Below are 18,648 nucleotides of genomic sequence, written 5' to 3'. Positions count from 1 at the left end.
ATAAAGGCGTCCTTGAGGGACTCTGGGTCCCTCAAGGACGCCTTCACGGGCCGACTACCCGACGCGACGTCGAGACGTTCCGGAAAAGGGTCGCCACCAGGGCACCGCCGCTGCTAACTTGCCGCCGTGGATCTCTTCTCCCGCTCTTGGGCGGCGCTCCTCGCCGCCGTCGCCGAAACCCCCGACGAAGACTTCGCCAAACCGTCCGGCTGCGCCGGCTGGCTGGTGCAGGACCTGGTGTGCCATCTGGTGATCGACGCCCAGGACGTCCTGATCACCCTCTCCACGCCAGCCGAAACGGAACCGACGCGCAACGCGGTCACCTACTGGGAGCTCTCCGACAAGCCACCCACCGGCGAAGACGACCTCGACGCGCTGATCGTGCGTCTCGCCGCCGCGTACCAGGAGCCCCGGCTCCTCAAGTTCCATCTCGACGACGTCGGTTCCGCCGCCGGCCGGGCCGCCGACCTCGCCGACCCGGGGATGCGGGTCGCCACCCGCGACGTCGTGCTCAGCGCGGGCGACTTCCTGTCCGCGTACGTCCTCGAATGGACGCTGCACCACCTCGACCTCGTAGCGCACCTGCCGCACCTCGATGGCCCGGCCGCGGACAGCCTCGCGAAGACCCGGCAGATCCTGGAGCAGCGCACCGGGGAGAAGTTCCCGGCGTCGTTCTCCGACACGGACGCGTTGCTGGTCGGCACCGGCCGCCGCGAGCCGACCGACGAGGAGACGGCCGAACTGGGCGACCTGGCCGCGAAGCTGCCGTTCGTCGTCGGCTAAGCGGTCCGGGTCGACTCCGTCCACTTGCGCAGCCGGGGTGGGACACGCTTTTCGAGACCGTAGTTCTCCAGGTGCGCGCTGAAGACCTCGTCGAAAGCGCGCTGCACGGTCTCGGTGTCCCACACCGGCCGCTCGAGGATGGGCTGTTTCAGGTACGGCTGCCCCATGATGTGCAGTTGCGGCCCGTTGCAGCGGATCATTTGCCCGGTGATCCCGTCGGAGCCGGCACCGAGCAGGAAGAGCACGATCGGCGCGATCCGCGACGGCGTCCGGTCCGGCGGGCAGGCGCGCAGCGACCGTTCGGACTTCCACACCATCCGGGTGTGCGCGAGCGGACAGACCGCGTTCACCCGGATCCCGCTCTCCTCCAGGTCCAGCGCCCAGGAGTAGGTCAGCGAAGCGACGGCGCCCTTGCTGGCGGCGTACACCCCGAGTTTACGCTGCCCCAGCGACGCACCGGACGAGATGTTGACGATCGAGCCCGGTGTGCCGCGCGCGACCATCGCCTTGATCGCGGCGAGTCCGGTGTACATGACGCCGAGGACGTTCACTTCGACCAGTTCCCTGGCCTGCTCGACGTCGTCCTCCCACGGCAGCGCCTCGTAGTTCAGTCCGGCGTTGCTGACCAGCCCGTCGAGCGCGCCGAACTCGGCGAGACAGAGGTCGACGATCTCCTGCGCCTGCTTCGGATCAGCGACACTGTGCCCGCTGGCGACGGCCCGTCCGCCGAACCGCCGGATGTTCTCCGCCGTCCGCTCGGCCAGCGGGGCGTCGATGTCGTTGACCACGACGGCCCCGCCCGCCCGCGCGACGTGCACCGCGAACGCCTCGCCGAGCCCCCGGCCCGCCCCGGTCACGACGACGGCTTTGTCGTCGAGCAACCCGTTCATCGCCTTCACCCCTTTTGCCCGGCCGGCCTCCACCTCCAGACCGGTCTCCCCTCAGTGTTGGCCCATTCGGCCCAGTCCGAACCGCGGCGGCGGCGAGCGGCGGGCGGGCTGCGCCGAGCGAATGCGGGGCGATAGGCGCGTGGATACCCGCGAACGAGTCAGCCCGGCGTCACCCACTGGTCAGACGGTGTAGCTCGATCGGCCTAACCGGCGAAGGATCGGCTGGTCTTCTGTTCGTCTCCCTGTAGCCGAAGGCATACTGAACGTTGAACGGCGGGTCATGAACTGTGACTCCCTCGACGGCCTCGTAACAGGGCAGGCAAGAATGCGAGAAAGCTAAGTTCACCCGATCGGGGGAGGTGGTCACGCAGTGAAGACGAACGCGACGCCGCGGATGACCGCCGCCCTGGCGAACCGCGAGTTCCGCGCACTCTGGCTCGCCGAGGTGCAATCCTTGATCGGGGACCAGCTCACCATCGTCGCGCTGGCGATCCTCGTCTACGACCGAACCGGTTCCGCACTGCTCTCAGCGGTGGTCTATTCGCTGACCTTCCTGCCCGCGCTGGCCGGCGGCCTCGGCCTCTCCCAGCTGGCCGACCGCTACCCGAGGCGCACCGTCCTCGTCTTCTCGTCGCTGATCCAGGCGGTGCTGATCGCGATCATGGCGATCCCCGGCACCCCGCTCGCCCTGCTGTGCGGGCTGGTGGTGCTGGCGCGGCTCGCGAACGCGCCGGGCAACGCGGCGCAGAACGCGCTGGCCCGCGAGGTTTTCACCGACGACGACCTCTATCTCAAAAGCCAGGACATCCGCGGCATCTCCACCAACACCGCCATGCTGCTGGGCCTCGCGGGCGGCGGCCTGCTGGTGTCACAGGTCGGAGCGAGCTGGGCGCTGGCGCTGGACGCGGCGACGTTCCTGCTGAGCGCGGCCGTGGTCCGCTTCTCGGTGTCCCGGCGGACGGCGGCGTCCGACGGCGGCGGAAGCTGGTTCGGCGCGGTCAAGCAGGTGTTCGGCAACCGTCACCTGCGGGTGCTGGTCTGGTTCTCGTGGCTGGTCGGCCTCGCCGTGATCCCCGAGGGGCTCGCCGCGCCGCTCGCCGCGGAGATGGGGGTCGGGAAACAGGCCGTCGGCTGGCTGCTGGCCGCCGATCCGCTCGGCTTCGTGGTCGGCGCGTTCCTGCTGTCCCGGTTCGTCTCCGCGGAACAACGGCGGAAACTGCTGGGTGTGCTGGCGGCACTGCCGATGGTCGCCCTGATCGCCTTCGCGCTCAAGCCGGGGCTGATTCCGGCGTTGCTCCTGCTGGCGGCGGCGGGTGCCGCGGGGGCGTACCTGATCACGGTGAGCGCCACGTTCATCACCTGGGTCCCGAACGAGCTACGGGGCGGTGCGGGCGGGGTGTACCGCACGGGACTGCGGGTCGCTCAAGGAATAGGGGCGGGACTCGGCGGGCTCGCCGCCGATCGGCTCGGGGCCGCGACCTCGGCCATCGCGCTGGCAGGCGTGGTGGGCCTGCTGCTGGCCGTACTGGTCGCGCTCAGCTGGAGGCGAATCAACGGATCCAGTCCGGAACCGCTGTTGTCATGACGAATCCACCCCGCACGACCCCTGGTGCGGCATGGCCGCCCGGCGGGTTCGTACTCGGAAATCTCGACGAAGGTAAAAAGAAACGACTCTGGATCAGAAGTCACGGCTCGACACGGTCATCCACCTCCCGGCCACCTCGTTGCTGCGAACTATTACCTCGACCGGGCTCAGAAGTCACGGCTGGACACTGTCCGTCACCCCTTCCTCGTCGCATCTCGAAAAACATTCAGCCACCAAGATCAGAAATCACGGGACACGATTGCCACCTCCGGTCCATGTTCGGGGGCACCCTCGCCGGTGTCGAACAACTGATGCGATGGGATGATACCGGCCGTGGAATACGAACGGTGTCTCAGTCGGTACCGGTGAGATTACTCAGCCGTGCCGTCCGCGCGGAAAAGAGGTAGCAATTGCCAGCCGAGTCCGGCGACCGCCGCCAGCACGGCGACGGCACCGGCGACCTTGACGAGCGAGCGGCGGCGGCCGCCGCCGAGAGCGGCGTACCGGTGACCGAACGCGGGCGATCAAGCCCGGAAGGTGACCGGGCCGAACCGCCGCGGCGCCATCCCTACGATCCGAGGGCATGGGCGCTGTGGCAGCGGCCGAAGCGTTTCATCGCGTTCCTTTTCGCCATGGAGGCGATCGGAATCGCGATCATGGTCGTCGCGACAATGAATTCCACGACCCCCGAAAGAATCGACTGGGTTCGTTTCGCGATTCTCGCCGTCGGCGCAACGGCGCATATTCAGTTCACCCAGCGGCAAGAAGAAAGACGGCGTGACCGCAGCCGCACCGTTCTCATCGACCTCACCGCCGTCTGGACATTTCCGGCCGCGGTCATCCTGCCGCTTTCGCTGACGCTTTCCATCATCGCGCTCGTCCGGATCCAGCATTGGTTCATCGCCCGGCGGCCCGCGCACAACTTCGTGTTCTCGTCGGTCACCCACGGCGTTTCGGTGACCTTGGCGTCGCTCACTTTCGCCGCGTTCGGCCCGCATGAATGGGGAAGGATTCCCGACTGGGGCACACTCGGCGAGTTCGGAGTCCTGATCGTCACCGGGATGGTCTTCGAGGCGGTGCAGATCGCCTACATCGGCGGCATCCTCGCGATCGGCTCACCGAAGCGGCCGTCGATGTCGACCGTGCTCGGCAATACCGCGGACAACCTGCTGGAGGCCATCACGATCGGCCTCGGCGCGGTCACCGCGGTGCTCCTGTTGATCATGCCACCGATGGTGATCGTGATGGCCGTGGTGACGGTGGTGTTCAACCGTCTCGCCGAGATCGACCAACTGCAAAACGACGCGCGGACGGACCCGAAAACCGGTGTTCTCAACATGCGCGGATGGTCGGAGTCGGCCGATCGGGCACTCGGGAGGACTGCCCGATCGGACGACAGCCTGGCGCTTCTGATGATTGATCTCGACCACTTCAAGTGGATTAACGACACATATGGACACCCCGCGGGCGACGACGTCCTCCGCGATGTGGCGCAGAAATTGGACGAGGTCACCCGGCCCGCCGACGTCATCGGCCGGTTCGGCGGCGAGGAATTCCTCGTACTTTTGCCGGATATCGACGAAACCTCGGCGAAACTCGCCGCCGATCGAGTGCGCAGCGCTATCGCCGAACTGCATATAGTGACTACCGACAAACGGGGCAGTCGCGTCACCATCTCGGGCCGTACCGCCTCGATCGGGGCGGCTCTGTTCCCTCGTCACGGTGATTCCCTGGAAGAACTCCTGCACGCCGCCGACGCCGCCGTCTACGTGGCGAAGGAGAACGGCCGGAACCAAGTGCGATTCGCCCAGGACGTGGACCGGCCCGCCCCTCCACCTCCCACCGCCGAGACCTGAACGAACACAACCAGAGGACTGAACGCGGTGGGCCAATCCCCGAGTCCGTCAAAAGGACTGCTCACTCCCGCCCCAGCAGTCCCACTGGTCACCCGCCATCAGGGCACCCGGTGGGTGATCCCGGGGGTTATCCGGATGTCGGCCCCGATCGGTGGATGGCACCCTGAACGGCATGCCAGTGACAGCCGAAGCCGACCGAGCGTCTGCCCGGATCCGGCGGCCATGGTCGACCTCGGGCTGGTTACTGCTGGTCACGGTGCTGGTTTTCGGGTTCGGCCTGATCGCTTCGCGACCCGCCTCGCCGCCGGACCAGGGACCACCGACAGGTGACCTCCTCGCCGCCCAGAACGCCGTCGACGCGCTGGTGCGGCCGGGCCCTGTCGAGAACGTCATCGCGGAACTGCCCGCCGACTTCACCGCGGTCAGCGGGATCACCCCCGGCGTGATGACCGCGCGGGACGGCACCGTGCGCGCCGTCCACACCGACGGCGGCTGCTCGGCGCCCTGGGGCGACGACAACACCAAATGGGACTACGCCGTCCCCTGCAAGGCCCATGACCTCGGTTACGACATCCTCCGCTACGCCGAGCGCAAGGGGCACCCGCTCGGCCAGGAGGCCAGGTCCGCGCTCGACGACCGGCTTTCCGCCGACATGCACCATGCCTGCGTCATCAACCCGATGGACTCGCGCGGAACCTGCGAGGTCGTCGCCTCCGCCTACACCGCCGGTCTCGTGCTCAACTCCTGGCACCAGCGCTGGGGTCCGCCGGTCGGCGACCCGCTCGGCCCGATGATCGTCGGGGTGCTGGTGATCGGCGCGCTGCTGGTGTTCCGCCTCCGCGGCTGGGTCCGCACCCGCCGGACCGCCGTCACCCTCCCCCGCGAGCCGCAGCCGGTGCTCCCGGTCGGCCGGTGGGCGCTGCTCGGTGTCGCCGGTGTCGTGCTGATGCTGCTCGGCGAATCCGCCGTCGCGCTCGCGCATTGGGCGGGGGCGCCGGAGCGGTCGCTGTGGCCGTTCACCTGGCTCGCCCAGCTCTGCCCGCTGATCTACTTCGCGGTGGGCCGGATCAACGAGGCGGGCTGGCGATCGATCCGCGCGAGAAGCGGCCGCTATCCGCAGTACCTCGCCGACCGCGCGAGCCCGCTCCTGCGCCCGGCGCTGATCTTCGCGGTCGTCGCGCTGGTCGTCCCGCTCGCGTTGGAGGTGCTGGGCATCCCGACCGGCACGAACGCCACCGTCATGCGGATCGCACTGCATCCGCTCTGGCTGCTCGGCGTCTTCCTGCTGGCCGTCGTGCTCGCGCCGGCGCTGCTGATGCTGTACCGCCGGACGCGGACCGCGTCGGTCGCCGGGCTGCTGGCGTTGACCTTGGCGAGCGAGGCGGCGGCGCAGTGGTCGGGCTCGGCCGTCCCGCGCATCGCGGAGACGTTGTTCCTCGCTCTGTTCGTCCAGCAACTGGCGTTCGCCCACGCCGACGGCGTCCGCCTGCCGCGTGCCGCGCTCTTGATGACGGCGTTCACCGGGGCCGCGGGGCTGGGCCTCGCGGTCGCCGTCCGCGGCGAGGGGCCGATGCTGCTCGGCGGTCCCGGCGCCCCGGCCGCCTTGTCGGGCCCGCCGTGGGGCGTGCTCCTGCTCGGCCTGGTCCAGCTCGCGCTCCTCGGCCTGCTCGCCCGGCCGCTGGCCGGCCTCGGCGAACGTCCCGCGGTCGCCGTCACCGCTCGCCTCGTCCTCCGTGCCCCGATGAGCCTGTACCTCGGCTTCCTGTCGGCGATGCTGCTGCTCGTGGCGGTCGTCTACCTGCCGGGACCGTTCGTGGACGGGCTCAGCTGGCTGGCCAGGCCGAGGGTCCTGCTCGCACTCGCTCTGCTGGCCGTTCCCGCGGTTCTCGTCTTCTGGTGGTTCGAGCGGCATTCGGGGCCTCAGCAGCAGGCGGTCGACGAGCCGGGTCTGCGTGCCGCGATCTTCTGCCGTGCCGCGGCGACGGTCGGGATGGCGTACGCGATGCTCGGCGTGTTCGGCTTCGCGCTGACCCGCTTCGGCGGCGCCTCGGCCGACGCGGACCTCCTCGGGCTCCGGCTCGGGCCGGTCCAGAGCCTGGTCAACCTGCTACTCGGGGTGTACCTGCTGCACACCGTGCGAAACGGCACCAGCCGGATGACCGGGCCCTGGCTGGTCTGTGCGGTCGCGTGCGCGCCGCCGCTGATGAGCGCCCTCGACGGCAAGCAGGTGAGCGCCGCCTCCGTCGCGCTGCCCGTCGCGACGATCGTCGTCGCGATGCTCGCGGCCGCCGCCACGCTGGTCCCCGCCCGCGCGGCCCGCCGCGTACTGCCCTGAGCCACACGGCGCTGACCTGGCCTTCTCCGTATTATTGACCGGGAACCGGTGGTGCGTGCCACATCTCCGGGGGGATGTGTAATCCTGCGACAACCCGCAACAGGCACCATGCGTCCCTTGAAGAGACCGTCGAACCGGTGACGAAGAGAAGGAGCAGACCGCGTGGAGTACCCGCCTCGGAATGGGCATGGGGACCGACGTCCCGCCCGGCCTAGGCAGGACGCGCCCGGACGCGTTCCTTCCCGCCCGGCCCCGCCCCGTGGAGACCGGCAGGCACCCGTCCGCCAGGCCGCCGGCGCGCCGCCCCGTCGCCCTGCCCCGCGACGACGGTCGTTCCGCGGGCCCAAGATCGCCCTGGGCCTGGTCTCGCTCCTGGTGATAGGCCTGACCGGTTACGCGTGGGCGGCGATGGACGGCCTGACGTTCGCGAACGTCGGCATCGGCGCCGACGAGGGCGACAAACCCGCCGACGGTGCCCGCGACATCCTGCTCGTCGGCCTCGACAGCCGCACGGACGCGCAGGGCAATCCGCTGTCGAAGGAAGTTCTCGCCCAGCTGCGCGCGGGACAGGCCGACGGCGAACTGAACACCGACTCCCTGATCTTCGTGCACATCCCGAACGACGGCTCCAAGGCAGTCGCGATCTCACTGCCCCGCGACTCCTACGTCGACATTCCCGGCGGCCACGGAAAGCACAAGATCAACTCCGCCTATGCCCGCGCGATGCTCGACGAGCGCAAGAAGCAGCAGGAGAACGGCGTCTCCGACCCGAAGGAAATCGACCGGAAGGCCAACGAGGCCGGGGCGAAGACACTGATCAAGACGGTCGAGCAGCTGACCGGCTCGACCATCGACAACTACGCCGCGATCAACCTGCTCGGCTTCAGCGAGATCACCCAGGCCATCGGCGGGGTCGACGTCTGCCTCAACGACGACGTCAACGACCAGTTCTCCGGCGCGAAGTTCACCAAGGGCCCGCACACCATCTCCGGGGTCGAGGCGCTCGGCTTCGTCCGGCAACGCCACGGGCTGCCGCGCGGCGACCTCGACCGGGTCGTCCGCCAGCAGGTGTTCATGGCCGGGATGGCGCGCAAGGTGCTCTCGGCGGGCACGCTCGCGAACCCCGGCAAGCTCAACGACCTGGTCACGGCCATCAAGAAGTCGGTCGTGCTCAACCAGAATTGGGACATCTTCGGCTTCGCGCAGCAGATGAAGAGCCTGACCGGCGGCCAGCTCGAATTCCGGACGATCCCGATCGTCAACATCGAGTACAAGACCCCGAACGACGGCGTCGCCATCCAGGTCGACCCGAAGCAGGTCAAGAACTTCGTGCAGGGGCTCGCGGGCCCGCAGGCGGGCGAGCAGCCGCCGTCGTCCGCCGAGTCGCCCAACAAGGCGACCACGGTCGACGTCCGCAACTCCACCACCCGGGACGGACTGGCCTCGACGGTGCTGAAGCAGCTCGTCGACAAGGGCTTCACCGCGGGCGACACGGCGACCGCCAGCGCACGCAGGAAGACGGTGGTCTGGGTCGCCAAGGGCCAGAAGGCGGCGGGCCAGGCGGTCGCCGACGAACTCGGCGGCGATCCGACCGTCCAGGAGGACAAGAGCGTCGAAGCCGGGCGCGTGATGGTCTTCCTCGGTTCGGACTTCAAGTCGCCGAGCGGCGCCGAAAGCTCCGGTTCGTCGCAGAACGCCGCCGGTTCGTCGGCCGCGGCCCCGCCGCCCGAGCAGTCCGACGAGAAGCCGATCACCGCCGAAGGCGTGCCCTGCGTCAACTGACGCCCTTCCGCCGCCGCGGCACCTCGGCGCAGCACCTCCTCCCGCGCGTGTCGCGAAAGCCACTTTCGCGACGTTAGACGTCCCAAAAGTGGCTTTCGCGACACGATCGCACCGAGGGCGAGCACCGCCGGTGCTCCACGACACCCACCCGGACACCTCGCAGAACCAGCATTCCTTCACCCATTCGGCCCAGCAGGTCAAAATCAGGAGGAAAAGCACCCCCGAAATCGCGTAAGAGCGGGCGACCTGCCGACTTTCATACACGTGAGGGCGCTCGTCCCGGATTCAGTCACATGGGTGAGCGGTGGAGAAGGTTGGCAAGGCAGGGGATGGGGAGTGCTGATCGACGCTGAGAGCTATCAGCGGATACTCGGAGACGAGCTCCGCAAGCTCCGCCGCAAACGTGGCTGGACACGCAAGGAACTGAACCAGCATCTCCAGAGCGAGATTTCGCTCCAGACGCTGGCCACCTACGAGCTGGGCACCCGGCACTGTTCCGTGGTGCGACTGGTCGAGCTGTGCGTCGCGATGGACGAGCTGCCACAGGATCTGCTGGCCAAGGTGCATCGCCGGGTGTTCGTGGACGAACCGGGCCGCGTCCGGATCGATCTGCGCCTGGTGGTCAAGGACGACCAGGAAGAACTGCTCCCCCTGCGACGGTGGGCGGACGACCGGCTCAAGCGGTCGGGTGACGCCGGGAGCGCCGAGGTCAACCTCGACTTCGCGGCGCTGGAACGGATGGCCGAACTGTGCGGCATCCCCACCGTCGATCTCATCGGAAGGCTTCGCCGGCTCAACCCCTCATGAGCGCGGCGTTCTCCGGTCCGTGAAGGCCATGCCCCCCATCTTGGCTTTCACGGACCCTCCCTCTTTCCTCAGCCGAGGAGTTCGTAGTCCTCGCGGCGGACCTTGCGCGTGTCCAGCCAGTACCGCCAGGTGAAGCCCGGCCAGATCGTCCGGTTGACGCCCTTCGCGTCCAGGTACCAGCTCTTGCAGCCGCCCTGTGTCCAGATGCCCTTGGCGAGTTTGCGCTGGATGTGGGTGTTGAACCGTTCCTGCGCCGCCGGGCGCGGGTCGAGCGCCTTGCCGCGCGCGAGCCGCAGCGCCTGCGCGACGTAGGAGATCTGCGCCTCGATCATGAACACCACGGAGTTGTGCCCCAGCCCGGTGTTCGGGCCGAGCAGGAAGAACAGGTTCGGGAAGCCGGACACGGTGATGCCCTGGTAGGTCCGCATCCCCTCGGCCGCCCACTCCTTGCCGAGATTGCGCCCGTCCCGGCCGATGATCTCCAGGTCGTCGAAGGCGTCGGTGACGTGGAACCCGGTGCCGTAGATGATCGCGTCGATCTCGTGCTCCACCCCGGCGCCATCGACGACGCTGTGCTCGCGCACCTCGGTGACCCCCGCGGTGACGACGTCGACGTTGTCCCGCGCGAGTGCCGGGTAGTAGTCGTTGGAAACCAGGACCCGCTTGCAGCCCATGGTGTAGTCCGGCGTCAACTTCCGGCGCAACTCAGGGTCCTTGACGCTCTTGAAGATGTTGCGCTTCGCGATGCGCTGGCCGATCTTCATCACCCACGGCTGCCCGTTGAAGCCGATCGCGCGGGCTTCGAGGCCCCAGTAGAGGACGTCGCGGAAGGCGCGTTGCAGCAAGGGCACCGACCCGAAGGCCTTCTTGAGCGCGGGCGGTATCTCGCGGTCCGGCTTCGGCATGATCCACGGCGGCGTCCGCTGGAAGAGCGTCAGCTCGGCGACGTCCTTCGCGATTCGCGGGACGAACTGGATCGCGCTCGCGCCGGTGCCGACCACGGCGACCCGCTTTCCGGCGAGGTCGTAGTCGTGCTCCCACCGCGCGGAGTGGAACGCCCGGCCCTGGAAGTTCTCGATACCCGGCAGCTCCGGGATCTGCGGCAGGTGGAGCGCGCCGACCCCGGCGACCAGCGCGGGCGCTACGAACTCCTCGCCCGACTTCGACGCGACGTGCCAGCGGTTCTCGTCGGCGTCCCAGCGGGCGCCGGTCATCTCCTGGCCGAAGCGGATGAAGCGGTGGAGGTCGTACTTCGCGGCGACGTCGCGCATGTAACGCCAGATCTCCGGCTGCGGCGAGTATGCCCGGGACCAGCCGGGGTTCTGCTCGAACGAGAACGAGTACATATGCGAGGGGATGTCGCAGGCGCAGCCGGGGTAGGTGTTGTCCCGCCAGGTGCCGCCCACGTCGTCGGCCTTCTCCAGGATGACGAAGTCTTCGCGGCCCTCTTTTCGCAGCTGGATGGCCATGCCCAGACCGGAGAAGCCGGTCCCGACGATGACGACACCGGTTTCGGTGCGGTTGCCCATGACCCCGCCCTCTCGTGCGCATTACCTGTTACCGGGAGTTCACCTTACTTGAAGTAGGTTACCTTCGGTAGAGTGTTGTGGTGACGACGGCGAAGCGCAAACGCGTGCCCCGCGCGGAGCGGATGCGGCAGATGATCGAGATCGCCGAGGAGGTTTTCTCCGAACGCGGCTACGGCGCGGCGTCGATGGACGAGATCGCCGAACGCGTGGGCGTCTCGAAGCCGATGCTCTACGAGTACTTCAACTCGAAAGAGGGGCTGCTGCTGGCTTGCATCCAGCAGTCGCGGGCGGCACTGCGCGAGGTCACCGAACGGGCGACCGTCGGCGCCACCACCGCCGAGGAGGCCTTACGACGAGGACTGCTCGCCTTCTTCGTCTTCATCAGGGAACGGCGACAAGCCTGGTCGCTCCTCCGGCACGAAATGGCACTCATCGGCACGCCGGCCGCCGACGAGATCGAGCAGATCCGGCGCCAGCAGACCGACCTGATCGCCGCTCTGATGAGCGGCTACTTCACCTCGGGAGACGACCTCCGCGCCGAGGCGTCCGCGGAGTTCGTCGTCGGCGCGTGCGAGCGGCTCGCGATCTGGTGCGAGCGACACGAGGACGTCAGCCCCGAACTGGCGACCGAATACGCGATGGACGTCCTCTGGTCAGGCCTGTCCGCGAGGGCCTGCTGAAACGACTTTGAAGATGCGCGTGCCTTAGGCCATTTGGTCGTCACGCAGAGCACAGTGCCGCCAGTGTCTTGTGACACAGAGTTGTCCTACTGTATCGATGACACTGTAGAAACTCTGATGGACCTTCACAGCCTCCGCCAGGAGGGGGCGCCACCACTCGAAAGTGGCGTCATGGCGGCGGCGTGTCCCGGTCCACAGAGTGACGCATGCTCGTGAGGGAGAGGGGTGAGGCGGATGACCGAACCGATCACCGCGTCGTACGTCCAAGAGGACGACGACTGGAAGGTCACGGTCAGCGGCTCCGGTAAGGAACTGACCGGTCGCGCACCGGGCATCATCGCGGCACGGGACAGGGCCGACCAACTGGTCGAGAAGCTGTCCCCGCCGGAGCGGTCGACCGTGGTGCACCTGCTCAACGGCAGTGCGCTGGAGTTCACCGCCGCCTACATGACGGCGCGGCTGACGCTCCCGGAGATCGAACCTCTCGAGGTTCCTCCCCCGGCGAACGGCAAGGCGAAGGAGAAGATCGACGCCAAGCCGCCGGTGCCCCAGGGCAAGGAACTCCCGAAGGCCGTCGACGAAGCGAAGGCGCCGGAAGAGAAGGCCGAGCCCGCCAAGACCCCCGCCAAGGCGGCCCAGACCTCCTGAGACCTACTTCAGGAGTTTGCGGATCAGCAGTACGCCGATCAGCACCGCCCCGCCGATGAGCGGGTACTTCACCTTGGGCTCGTCCAGCTTCGCGCGCAGGCCGGTCTTCGCGGAATCCACCAGCTTCGCGGGGTTCGCCTTCGTGCCCAGCTGGTCGAGCGTGGCGACCAGTGCGTTCCTGGCCTGCTTGATCTCACGCTCGATGGTCTCGGGATCGCGAGCCACGTGTCCTCCTCGCCGCGACGGACTTGCAGGGGGCCCACGTTAGAGGACACCACCCTCTCCGGCGGCACCGGCCACGCCGAGAAACGCCGAACGTGTCGCACGCTACGATTCGAGGGCGGTACTGGGGCCCGTAGCCCAATTGGCAGAGGCACACGGTTTAGGTCCGTGCCAGTGAGAGTTCGAGTCTCTCCGGGCCCACCCCAGATCGTGACTCACGAGCCCGCGCGGCAAGTCACTCAGCGGGGGGTGGCCGCCCGGCGAGCCGTCTCGGCCAGGGTCTGAGCGCCCGGCCCGCGCGCTTGAACTCATCCGCCGTAGCCGGAGGGTGGCTGTAGATCTTCATCATGGTTCTCGCCCTGCGCGTGTTCACCCAACCTGGCACGGCAGATGACGTCGGATGCCGCGATTCCGGCGTGGACACACAAGGTCACGTCTGCGTCGGCCACGTCCTCGTGCTCGTCGGCGAGTTCACGGACCATGTCCGCCGCCTCGATGAACTGGCCCGCCTTGTACATGCGCCTTCGCCGGACACCCTCGTCGCACCGCCCGGTTCGCACGTCAGCCCTTTCTCTTTCACAAGCGGCCGACCAGCCATGCCTTGCTCCCGGCCACGGTGAGCCCGTCTCGTGCCACATCACGCAAACGGCCTCGTCGTACGCCCGGTCGGCGAGTTCGGCTTCCGTGAACTCCAAAGGACGAGTGTCGTTGCCGACCCAGCGGGTCACCTCGATCGCCAATTCGTGGACCTGCGTTTCCCACCGGTCGTCGTCGGCCTCGTCCGGCCGGATCAGCAGGAGGTCCACATCGCTGTCCTCCGTCATCCCGCCGCGCGCCGAACACCGCGGCATAGACCGGCGAGATCTCCCAAGACTCCAGACGGTCTTCGATGCGTTCCAGGAGCGTTTTCCGGATTTGGGAGAGCCCGATGAGGTGCTCTGCCGCGAGATGCTCACGGTTGAGCCGGTACGCGAAGGCGTTCCCGACCCTGTCGGCTTCGCCAGGAGCCGTAGCACCTTGCGAATCCCTTCTCCGAGTGCCTCGCCAGAAGACACTGAAGCTGCCCTGTCGTGAAGATGCCGTCATGGTCGGCTAGGACGTCCCCGTCGAGCGTGGGGGTGACCGTCATCACGCACGGCTCATTCAAGCCAAGGGGCGATCCGGCAGGTTGTCGAGGAGCCGCTGGACGGCGGCCACGAGCGGTGGCAGGTCAGCCGAGACGGTGGCTTGCACGATCGAGTGGGCGGTATCGAAGTAGCGATGCGCGAGATGGTTGCGCATCCCGGCGACGTCCATCCAGGGGATGCTCGGCTCTCGTGCGAGCACTTCGGAGTCGATGGCTTTGACCGCTTCACCGATCTCGATGAGACGGACTCGCACCGCGTCGAACACAAGCCCGTCATCGAGTCCGCCACGGCCCATGTGGTCGGTGATCGCCGCCGCGGCGGCCAGGATGTCCGCGAGGCGCTGGTCGTTGTAGCGGCTCACAGCGCGATCGCCTCTGCTCGGACGTTTTCTCGGATCGCCGGCTTCAGCGTCGAGGCCGGCACGACGTCGACATCCACGCCAAGGAGTTCGCCGAGTTCCCTGCGCAGACCGGCCAGCGCGAACAGACCGACGTTGTCGTCGAGATCGACCAGGAGATCGATGTCGCTGGTTGCGGTGTCCTCGCCTCGTGCGACGCTGCCGAACACCCGGACGTTGTGCGCGCCCCGTTGCTCAGCCAGTGCGATCACGGCACGTCGATGCCGTCGTAGCCGCAGGCCGAGATGGGTGTCGGGGAGGCCCAGCAGATTGCGCGGCATAGGGGTGAGTTCGACCGAGAGCCCATGACCTGTCGCTTCGATCAACTTGACGAGAGTGCGAATTCCCGGTTCGCGCTTGTCAGATTCATAAGCGCTGATCACCGACTGCGCCACTCCCGCACGGCGCGCCAGGTCAGTCTGCGACAGCCTGGCTCGGCACCGAGCCTCGCGGAGCATGGCCCCTGCGGTTCTCTCCACGAAGAGAGGGTATCACGGATTGTCTATGAGGTAGCTGTCGCCAGCGCCCGGCCTGACGACAACCCGACGGATTCACTCGTTCCCATGCCTCTTCGCCACGCGCTCTCCATACCTGCCTGAGGCGGCTACCCCGGTCGAATACTGACGCCGGTCAGTGCGGCGGCCTCCCGGCCCAAAGGCGTGATCCGCGAGATCGGTGAACTGATCGAGAAGAGCGAGAACCGGCGTCCCGCCTTGGAAGGCGAAACCACCAGATCGCCCTATCGCTCACCACAGGAAAACTCGCGGTGGCCGAGTTCCAGCACCATCGCATCGAAGCTCTCGTCCGCGCTGACGACGGCCACAAGGCATACCTGGGCGATCATCGCGGAAGAAATCCCAGACCCTCGATCTTCGCTTCCCTCCTCGACTGAATTCCCGGTATCGCACCGGACGACTGGCAACCTGAGCCGTCCGAGCCGGCAACGATGGAATCGGCACCTGGCGAGGTCGTCTGGCCGACGCTGCTCCCAGCACGCGGGCCCCTTGCTCAGCGGCGACCGGGCGTGGTCAGGCGCATGAGGTCTTCCCCCACGGTCACCTTCCCGCGATAGCCCCCCTTGCGGGCGCCGAGGTGCGCGCGCCGCCGCCAGTCCGCCGTCGACTGGAAGTCGCCGATATGGCTGAGCACGAGGGAACCGACGCCCGACTGACGGGCCACCGTGCCCAGGTCCAGCACATCCGTATGGGTCTCCCGCATGTGCTCGACGAACTCCTCCGAGGCACCGTGGTCGTGCCACCACTGCGGATCATTGGCTTCGTGCACGAGCAGGTCCGCGTCGGCGGCCAAGGTGGGGATGTTCGGGGTCAGGGTGGTGTCCCCGGAGAAGACCACGGAGCCGTGCTCGGTCTCGAACCGGTACGCCAGGCTGGGGAAGACGGCGCCGTGCGACACCAGGATCGCCGTCACCTCGATGTTTCCGTCACGCATCACGGGGAAGGGCTTCATCGCAGGCGCCGTGTCGCCGATCGGCGACGCGCCCACGTCCGGCACCTCGATCTCGTGCACGCGAAGAGTGGTGGCCGGGTCGAAGCCGATCCCTTCGGCGATGAACGTGTTGCTGGAGTAGGCGAAGGCCTCGTTGGAGAGCCTCGTCAGATCGGCGAGGCCGGGAGTCGGGTGATGAGGCGCGACCCACTTCGCTCCGGGGCGGGCGGGCAGCGCCCCGGCGCTGGGCGGCCCGTACACGTCGACGGTCGGCACCCGACCGGTCTTGGACATGATCAGGGGTGCCATGAACGTCGCGAAGGTGAAGTAATCGGCGATGTGATCCGCGTGGAGGTGAGTGATGAAGATGCCCTTCAACCGCGCGGGGTCCAGGCCCGAACGCACGTACTGCGACACCGCGCCGAGCCCGCAGTCGATCAGGTAGACGTCGCCGCGGACGACGAGCGCGCTCGAAATGCCGAACCGTCCGCGCGAAGGCGTGGGGCCCGCCCCGGTCCCCAGCAGGACGAGTTCGGTCCCGTCGGTCGGCGTGGTGCGCGGTTCCGCCGCTTCGGCCACGGCCGGTGACAAGGCGCCGACCGTGGCCATACCCGCCGCGAGGGCGCTCGAACGCAGAATCGTCCGCCTGGTCAGCGGACCTGATGCCGGGGGCTTCGTTTCGCGTGTCATGTCACCACGATCGCGCGGGAGCCGCCGGCGTCGCGTCGGTGATAATCACCTACTTTCGAGCCATCAGCGCACGCGGTCGCAGACCAGCGCCCATCTTCCCCCAGCCCGTCGGCCTCCTGGTACGTCAGCGTCCATTTCGACGCGGGCAGGCCGTCGATGAACAGCCGCTGCCCGCCACCGTCATCCGCGAGCAGGGCCTGATGACGCTCGCGCTGCTGTGACCAGGACGCGTTCAAGGAATGTCTCGGACCCTGAACTCCAGCAGGCTCCGCTCGCCGGTCAGCGTGGTGACGGACTCGAAGACCAGGCCGTGCGCGGCGGCGAGGTCACGAAGTTCGTCCAGACGTCGCTCGCGGCCGCCGTAGAGCACGAGCATCACCAGGTCCCACTCGGTTTGGGCCCCCAGCCCGCCGACCGCTTCGATGACGAGGACCCGGCCTCCGGGACGGGCCGCTTCGGCACAGCGGGCCAGGATGCGGTGGGCGTGCTCGTCGTCCCAGTCGTGAAGGATGTCGGACAGCAGATAGGCGTCCGCGCCGGCCGGGAGCGGGTCGAAGAAGCTGCCCGCGGTCACTTCGGTCCGGTCTTCGAGCCCCTGCTCACCGAAGGCTTTCTCGGCGCCGGCCGCGGTGGGCGCGAGATCGACAAGATGGCCGCGCACCGCGGGATTGGCCATCAGGATCGCGGCGAGCAGGCTGCCGTGACCGCCGCCGACGTCGACTATCGTCCCGAAGCGGGACCAGTCGAAACCGGCGACGAGCCCCGGGATCTGCGCGCTGAACCGCTGGGTCATCTGCCGGTCGAACGTCTCCCGGAGGCGCGGATGCTCGGCGAGATCGGCCCAGAAGTCCTGGCCGTAGCGGCGGATGTAGCCCGCCTGCCCGGTGGCGACGCTGTGCGCGAGTTCGACGAACGCCAGTTCGCCTCGTCCTCCGGCGGCGTTGATGTCCAGAAGTCCGGCGAGGCCGTTTCCGGCGTCGGCACGGAGTTTCGCCCCGTACTCGGTGGTGCGGTAACCGGCCGGAGCAGGCTCCACGACGCCGAGGGTCACGAGATGCCCCAGCAGCAGGTCGAGCGCGAGCGGGGATTGGCCGAGTTCCGCCGCCAGTTCACCGGCGGCCGCGCCTTCGCCGGACAACCGGTCCGGCAGGCCGAGGGTGACGGCGACCCGCAGCGCCATCGGCGTCGCCAGCCCGGCCAGGCGGAGGAATTCCTGTCTGTCCTTGTCATGAGTGGTCACGGCTGTCCACTGTGGCAGCGCGGTCAATCCTTTTAAGGTGTCAGCGTCCGCCCCGTGAGGCCCGCGGTCTCGACCGCCTCGACGTAGCTCCGCGCGACGTCCGCCGCCGGGGTGCCGCCGTCCGGTTCGCCGAGCGCGGCGAGCGTTTCGCTCACCCAGCCGGGGCTGACGGCGTTGACGCGCAGGCCGCGGGGCAGTTCGCGGGCCGCGGCGGCGACGAACGCTTCGAGACCGGCGTTGGTCAGGATGCCGAACGCGCCGCCACGCAACGTCTCCGGGATCCGGCCCGCGGTCAGCGTGACCGAACCGCCGTCCGGCAGATGCGGGACGGCGTGCCGCAGCAGGAACACCTGGCCGAGCAGTTTCCCTCGCAGGCCCTGGGTGAACTCTTCGTCGGTGCCGCCGTCGACCGGCACCAGCGAGCCACTCCCCGCGCAGCACACGACATGCTCGATACCCGGCTCGGTGGCGAAGAGCGCGTCGAGGGTGGCGGGCTGCTCGACGTCCACCTTGAAGTCGCCGGAGCGGGACGCGGGGAGCACGGTGTGCCCGCGCGCGGTGAGCGCTTCGGAGACCGCGGCTCCGATCGTCCCGGTGGCACCGACCACGAGGATCTTCATCGGCGTGTTCC

Annotated in this window: 18 protein-coding genes and 1 tRNA gene; 9 read left to right on the top strand and 10 right to left on the bottom strand. The window is 68.2% G+C overall.

The features are described 5' to 3' along the window. The first annotated feature begins 126 nt into the window (after positions 1-126). On the top strand, positions 127-783 hold the full coding sequence (locus BS329_RS18945; RefSeq protein ID WP_076162551.1) for a maleylpyruvate isomerase N-terminal domain-containing protein: 657 nt from the start codon (positions 127-129) through the stop codon (positions 781-783). Here the strand turns inward: BS329_RS18945 and BS329_RS18940 are convergent. Beyond that, positions 780-1,673 (bottom strand): SDR family NAD(P)-dependent oxidoreductase, encoded by an 894-nt coding sequence (locus BS329_RS18940; protein ID WP_076162817.1) that lies wholly within the window; start codon positions 1,671-1,673, stop codon positions 780-782. The genes BS329_RS18945 and BS329_RS18940 overlap by 4 nt on opposite strands. Positions 1,674-2,043: 370 nt before the next feature. Here BS329_RS18940 and BS329_RS18935 point away from each other — a divergent pair, with 370 nt between their 5' ends. The 5 genes from BS329_RS18935 (at position 2,044) to BS329_RS18910 (ending at position 10,038) form a co-directional block, all read left to right on the top strand. Further along, positions 2,044-3,258 carry an MFS transporter gene (locus BS329_RS18935; RefSeq protein WP_143253111.1) on the top strand — a complete coding sequence of 405 codons (1,215 nt, stop codon included), beginning with the start codon at positions 2,044-2,046 and terminating at the stop codon, positions 3,256-3,258. 410 nt (positions 3,259-3,668) lie between these two features. After that, a complete protein-coding gene (locus BS329_RS18925) occupies positions 3,669-5,114 on the top strand; it encodes a sensor domain-containing diguanylate cyclase (protein ID WP_076162549.1) in 1,446 nt (481 codons plus the stop codon). 172 nt (positions 5,115-5,286) lie between these two features. Next, positions 5,287-7,449, top strand: coding sequence for a phospholipase A2 (locus BS329_RS18920; RefSeq protein WP_076162815.1), 2,163 nt, complete (start codon positions 5,287-5,289; stop codon positions 7,447-7,449). 162 nt (positions 7,450-7,611) lie between these two features. Next, positions 7,612-9,231 (top strand): LCP family protein, encoded by a 1,620-nt coding sequence (locus BS329_RS18915; RefSeq protein WP_076162548.1) that lies wholly within the window; start codon positions 7,612-7,614, stop codon positions 9,229-9,231. 336 nt (positions 9,232-9,567) lie between these two features. Next, positions 9,568-10,038 carry a helix-turn-helix domain-containing protein gene (locus BS329_RS18910; RefSeq protein WP_076162547.1) on the top strand — a complete coding sequence of 157 codons (471 nt, stop codon included), beginning with the start codon at positions 9,568-9,570 and terminating at the stop codon, positions 10,036-10,038. A gap of 68 nt (positions 10,039-10,106) precedes the next feature. Here the strand turns inward: BS329_RS18910 and BS329_RS18905 are convergent, their stop codons facing one another. Next, positions 10,107-11,567: a flavin-containing monooxygenase gene (locus BS329_RS18905; protein ID WP_076162546.1), complete on the bottom strand. Its 1,461-nt coding sequence runs from the start codon at positions 11,565-11,567 to the stop codon at positions 10,107-10,109. Between the two features lie 122 nt (positions 11,568-11,689). Here BS329_RS18905 and BS329_RS18900 point away from each other — a divergent pair, with 122 nt between their 5' ends. Together BS329_RS18900 and BS329_RS18895 are read left to right on the top strand one after the other, a co-directional pair. Next, positions 11,690-12,247 carry a TetR/AcrR family transcriptional regulator gene (locus BS329_RS18900; RefSeq protein ID WP_076162814.1) on the top strand — a complete coding sequence of 186 codons (558 nt, stop codon included), beginning with the start codon at positions 11,690-11,692 and terminating at the stop codon, positions 12,245-12,247. Between the two features lie 234 nt (positions 12,248-12,481). Further along, positions 12,482-12,895 carry a hypothetical protein gene (locus BS329_RS18895; protein WP_208619230.1) on the top strand — a complete coding sequence of 138 codons (414 nt, stop codon included), beginning with the start codon at positions 12,482-12,484 and terminating at the stop codon, positions 12,893-12,895. 3 nt (positions 12,896-12,898) lie between these two features. On the opposite strand, the gene BS329_RS18890 is transcribed toward BS329_RS18895, so the two are convergent. After that, positions 12,899-13,120, bottom strand: coding sequence for a DUF3618 domain-containing protein (locus BS329_RS18890; protein WP_076162544.1), 222 nt, complete (start codon positions 13,118-13,120; stop codon positions 12,899-12,901). Between the two features lie 124 nt (positions 13,121-13,244). Between BS329_RS18890 and BS329_RS18885 the strand changes: the two genes are divergently transcribed. Then, positions 13,245-13,318 (top strand) — tRNA-Leu (locus BS329_RS18885). Positions 13,319-13,425: 107 nt separating this feature from the next. Here BS329_RS18885 and BS329_RS44635 read toward each other — a convergent pair. From BS329_RS44635 to BS329_RS18845, 7 genes are all read right to left on the bottom strand, one after another. Beyond that, entirely contained in the window at positions 13,426-13,941 is a 516-nt protein-coding gene (locus BS329_RS44635; protein ID WP_244197215.1) for a hypothetical protein, read from the bottom strand. Between the two features lie 319 nt (positions 13,942-14,260). Continuing rightward, the gene (locus tag BS329_RS18870) at positions 14,261-14,605 is read right to left on the bottom strand and encodes a HepT-like ribonuclease domain-containing protein (protein WP_076162542.1); all 345 of its coding nucleotides are present in this window, start codon (positions 14,603-14,605) and stop codon (positions 14,261-14,263) included. Further along, the gene (locus tag BS329_RS18865; RefSeq protein WP_076162541.1) at positions 14,602-15,099 is read right to left on the bottom strand and encodes a helix-turn-helix domain-containing protein; all 498 of its coding nucleotides are present in this window, start codon (positions 15,097-15,099) and stop codon (positions 14,602-14,604) included. Before BS329_RS18865 ends, BS329_RS18870 begins: the two co-directional genes overlap by 4 nt. Before the next feature lie 550 nt (positions 15,100-15,649). After that, on the bottom strand, positions 15,650-16,777 hold the full coding sequence (locus BS329_RS18860; protein ID WP_076162540.1) for an MBL fold metallo-hydrolase: 1,128 nt from the start codon (positions 16,775-16,777) through the stop codon (positions 15,650-15,652). Then, positions 16,774-17,013, bottom strand: coding sequence for a hypothetical protein (locus tag BS329_RS18855; RefSeq protein WP_076162539.1), 240 nt, complete (start codon positions 17,011-17,013; stop codon positions 16,774-16,776). The genes BS329_RS18860 and BS329_RS18855 overlap by 4 nt, the downstream gene beginning before the upstream one ends. Continuing rightward, positions 17,010-18,017, bottom strand: coding sequence for a methyltransferase (locus tag BS329_RS18850; protein ID WP_076162538.1), 1,008 nt, complete (start codon positions 18,015-18,017; stop codon positions 17,010-17,012). The genes BS329_RS18855 and BS329_RS18850 overlap by 4 nt, the downstream gene beginning before the upstream one ends. A gap of 32 nt (positions 18,018-18,049) precedes the next feature. Further along, the gene (locus BS329_RS18845) at positions 18,050-18,637 is read right to left on the bottom strand and encodes a short chain dehydrogenase (RefSeq protein WP_076162537.1); all 588 of its coding nucleotides are present in this window, start codon (positions 18,635-18,637) and stop codon (positions 18,050-18,052) included. Positions 18,638-18,648 lie beyond the last annotated feature (11 nt).

The organism is Amycolatopsis coloradensis, from assembly GCF_001953865.1.
In the GTDB taxonomy this organism is placed as follows: domain Bacteria; phylum Actinomycetota; class Actinomycetes; order Mycobacteriales; family Pseudonocardiaceae; genus Amycolatopsis; species Amycolatopsis coloradensis.
Note: the sequence above shows the minus strand (reverse complement) of the source record. Positions and strands in the feature narration are given on the sequence as shown.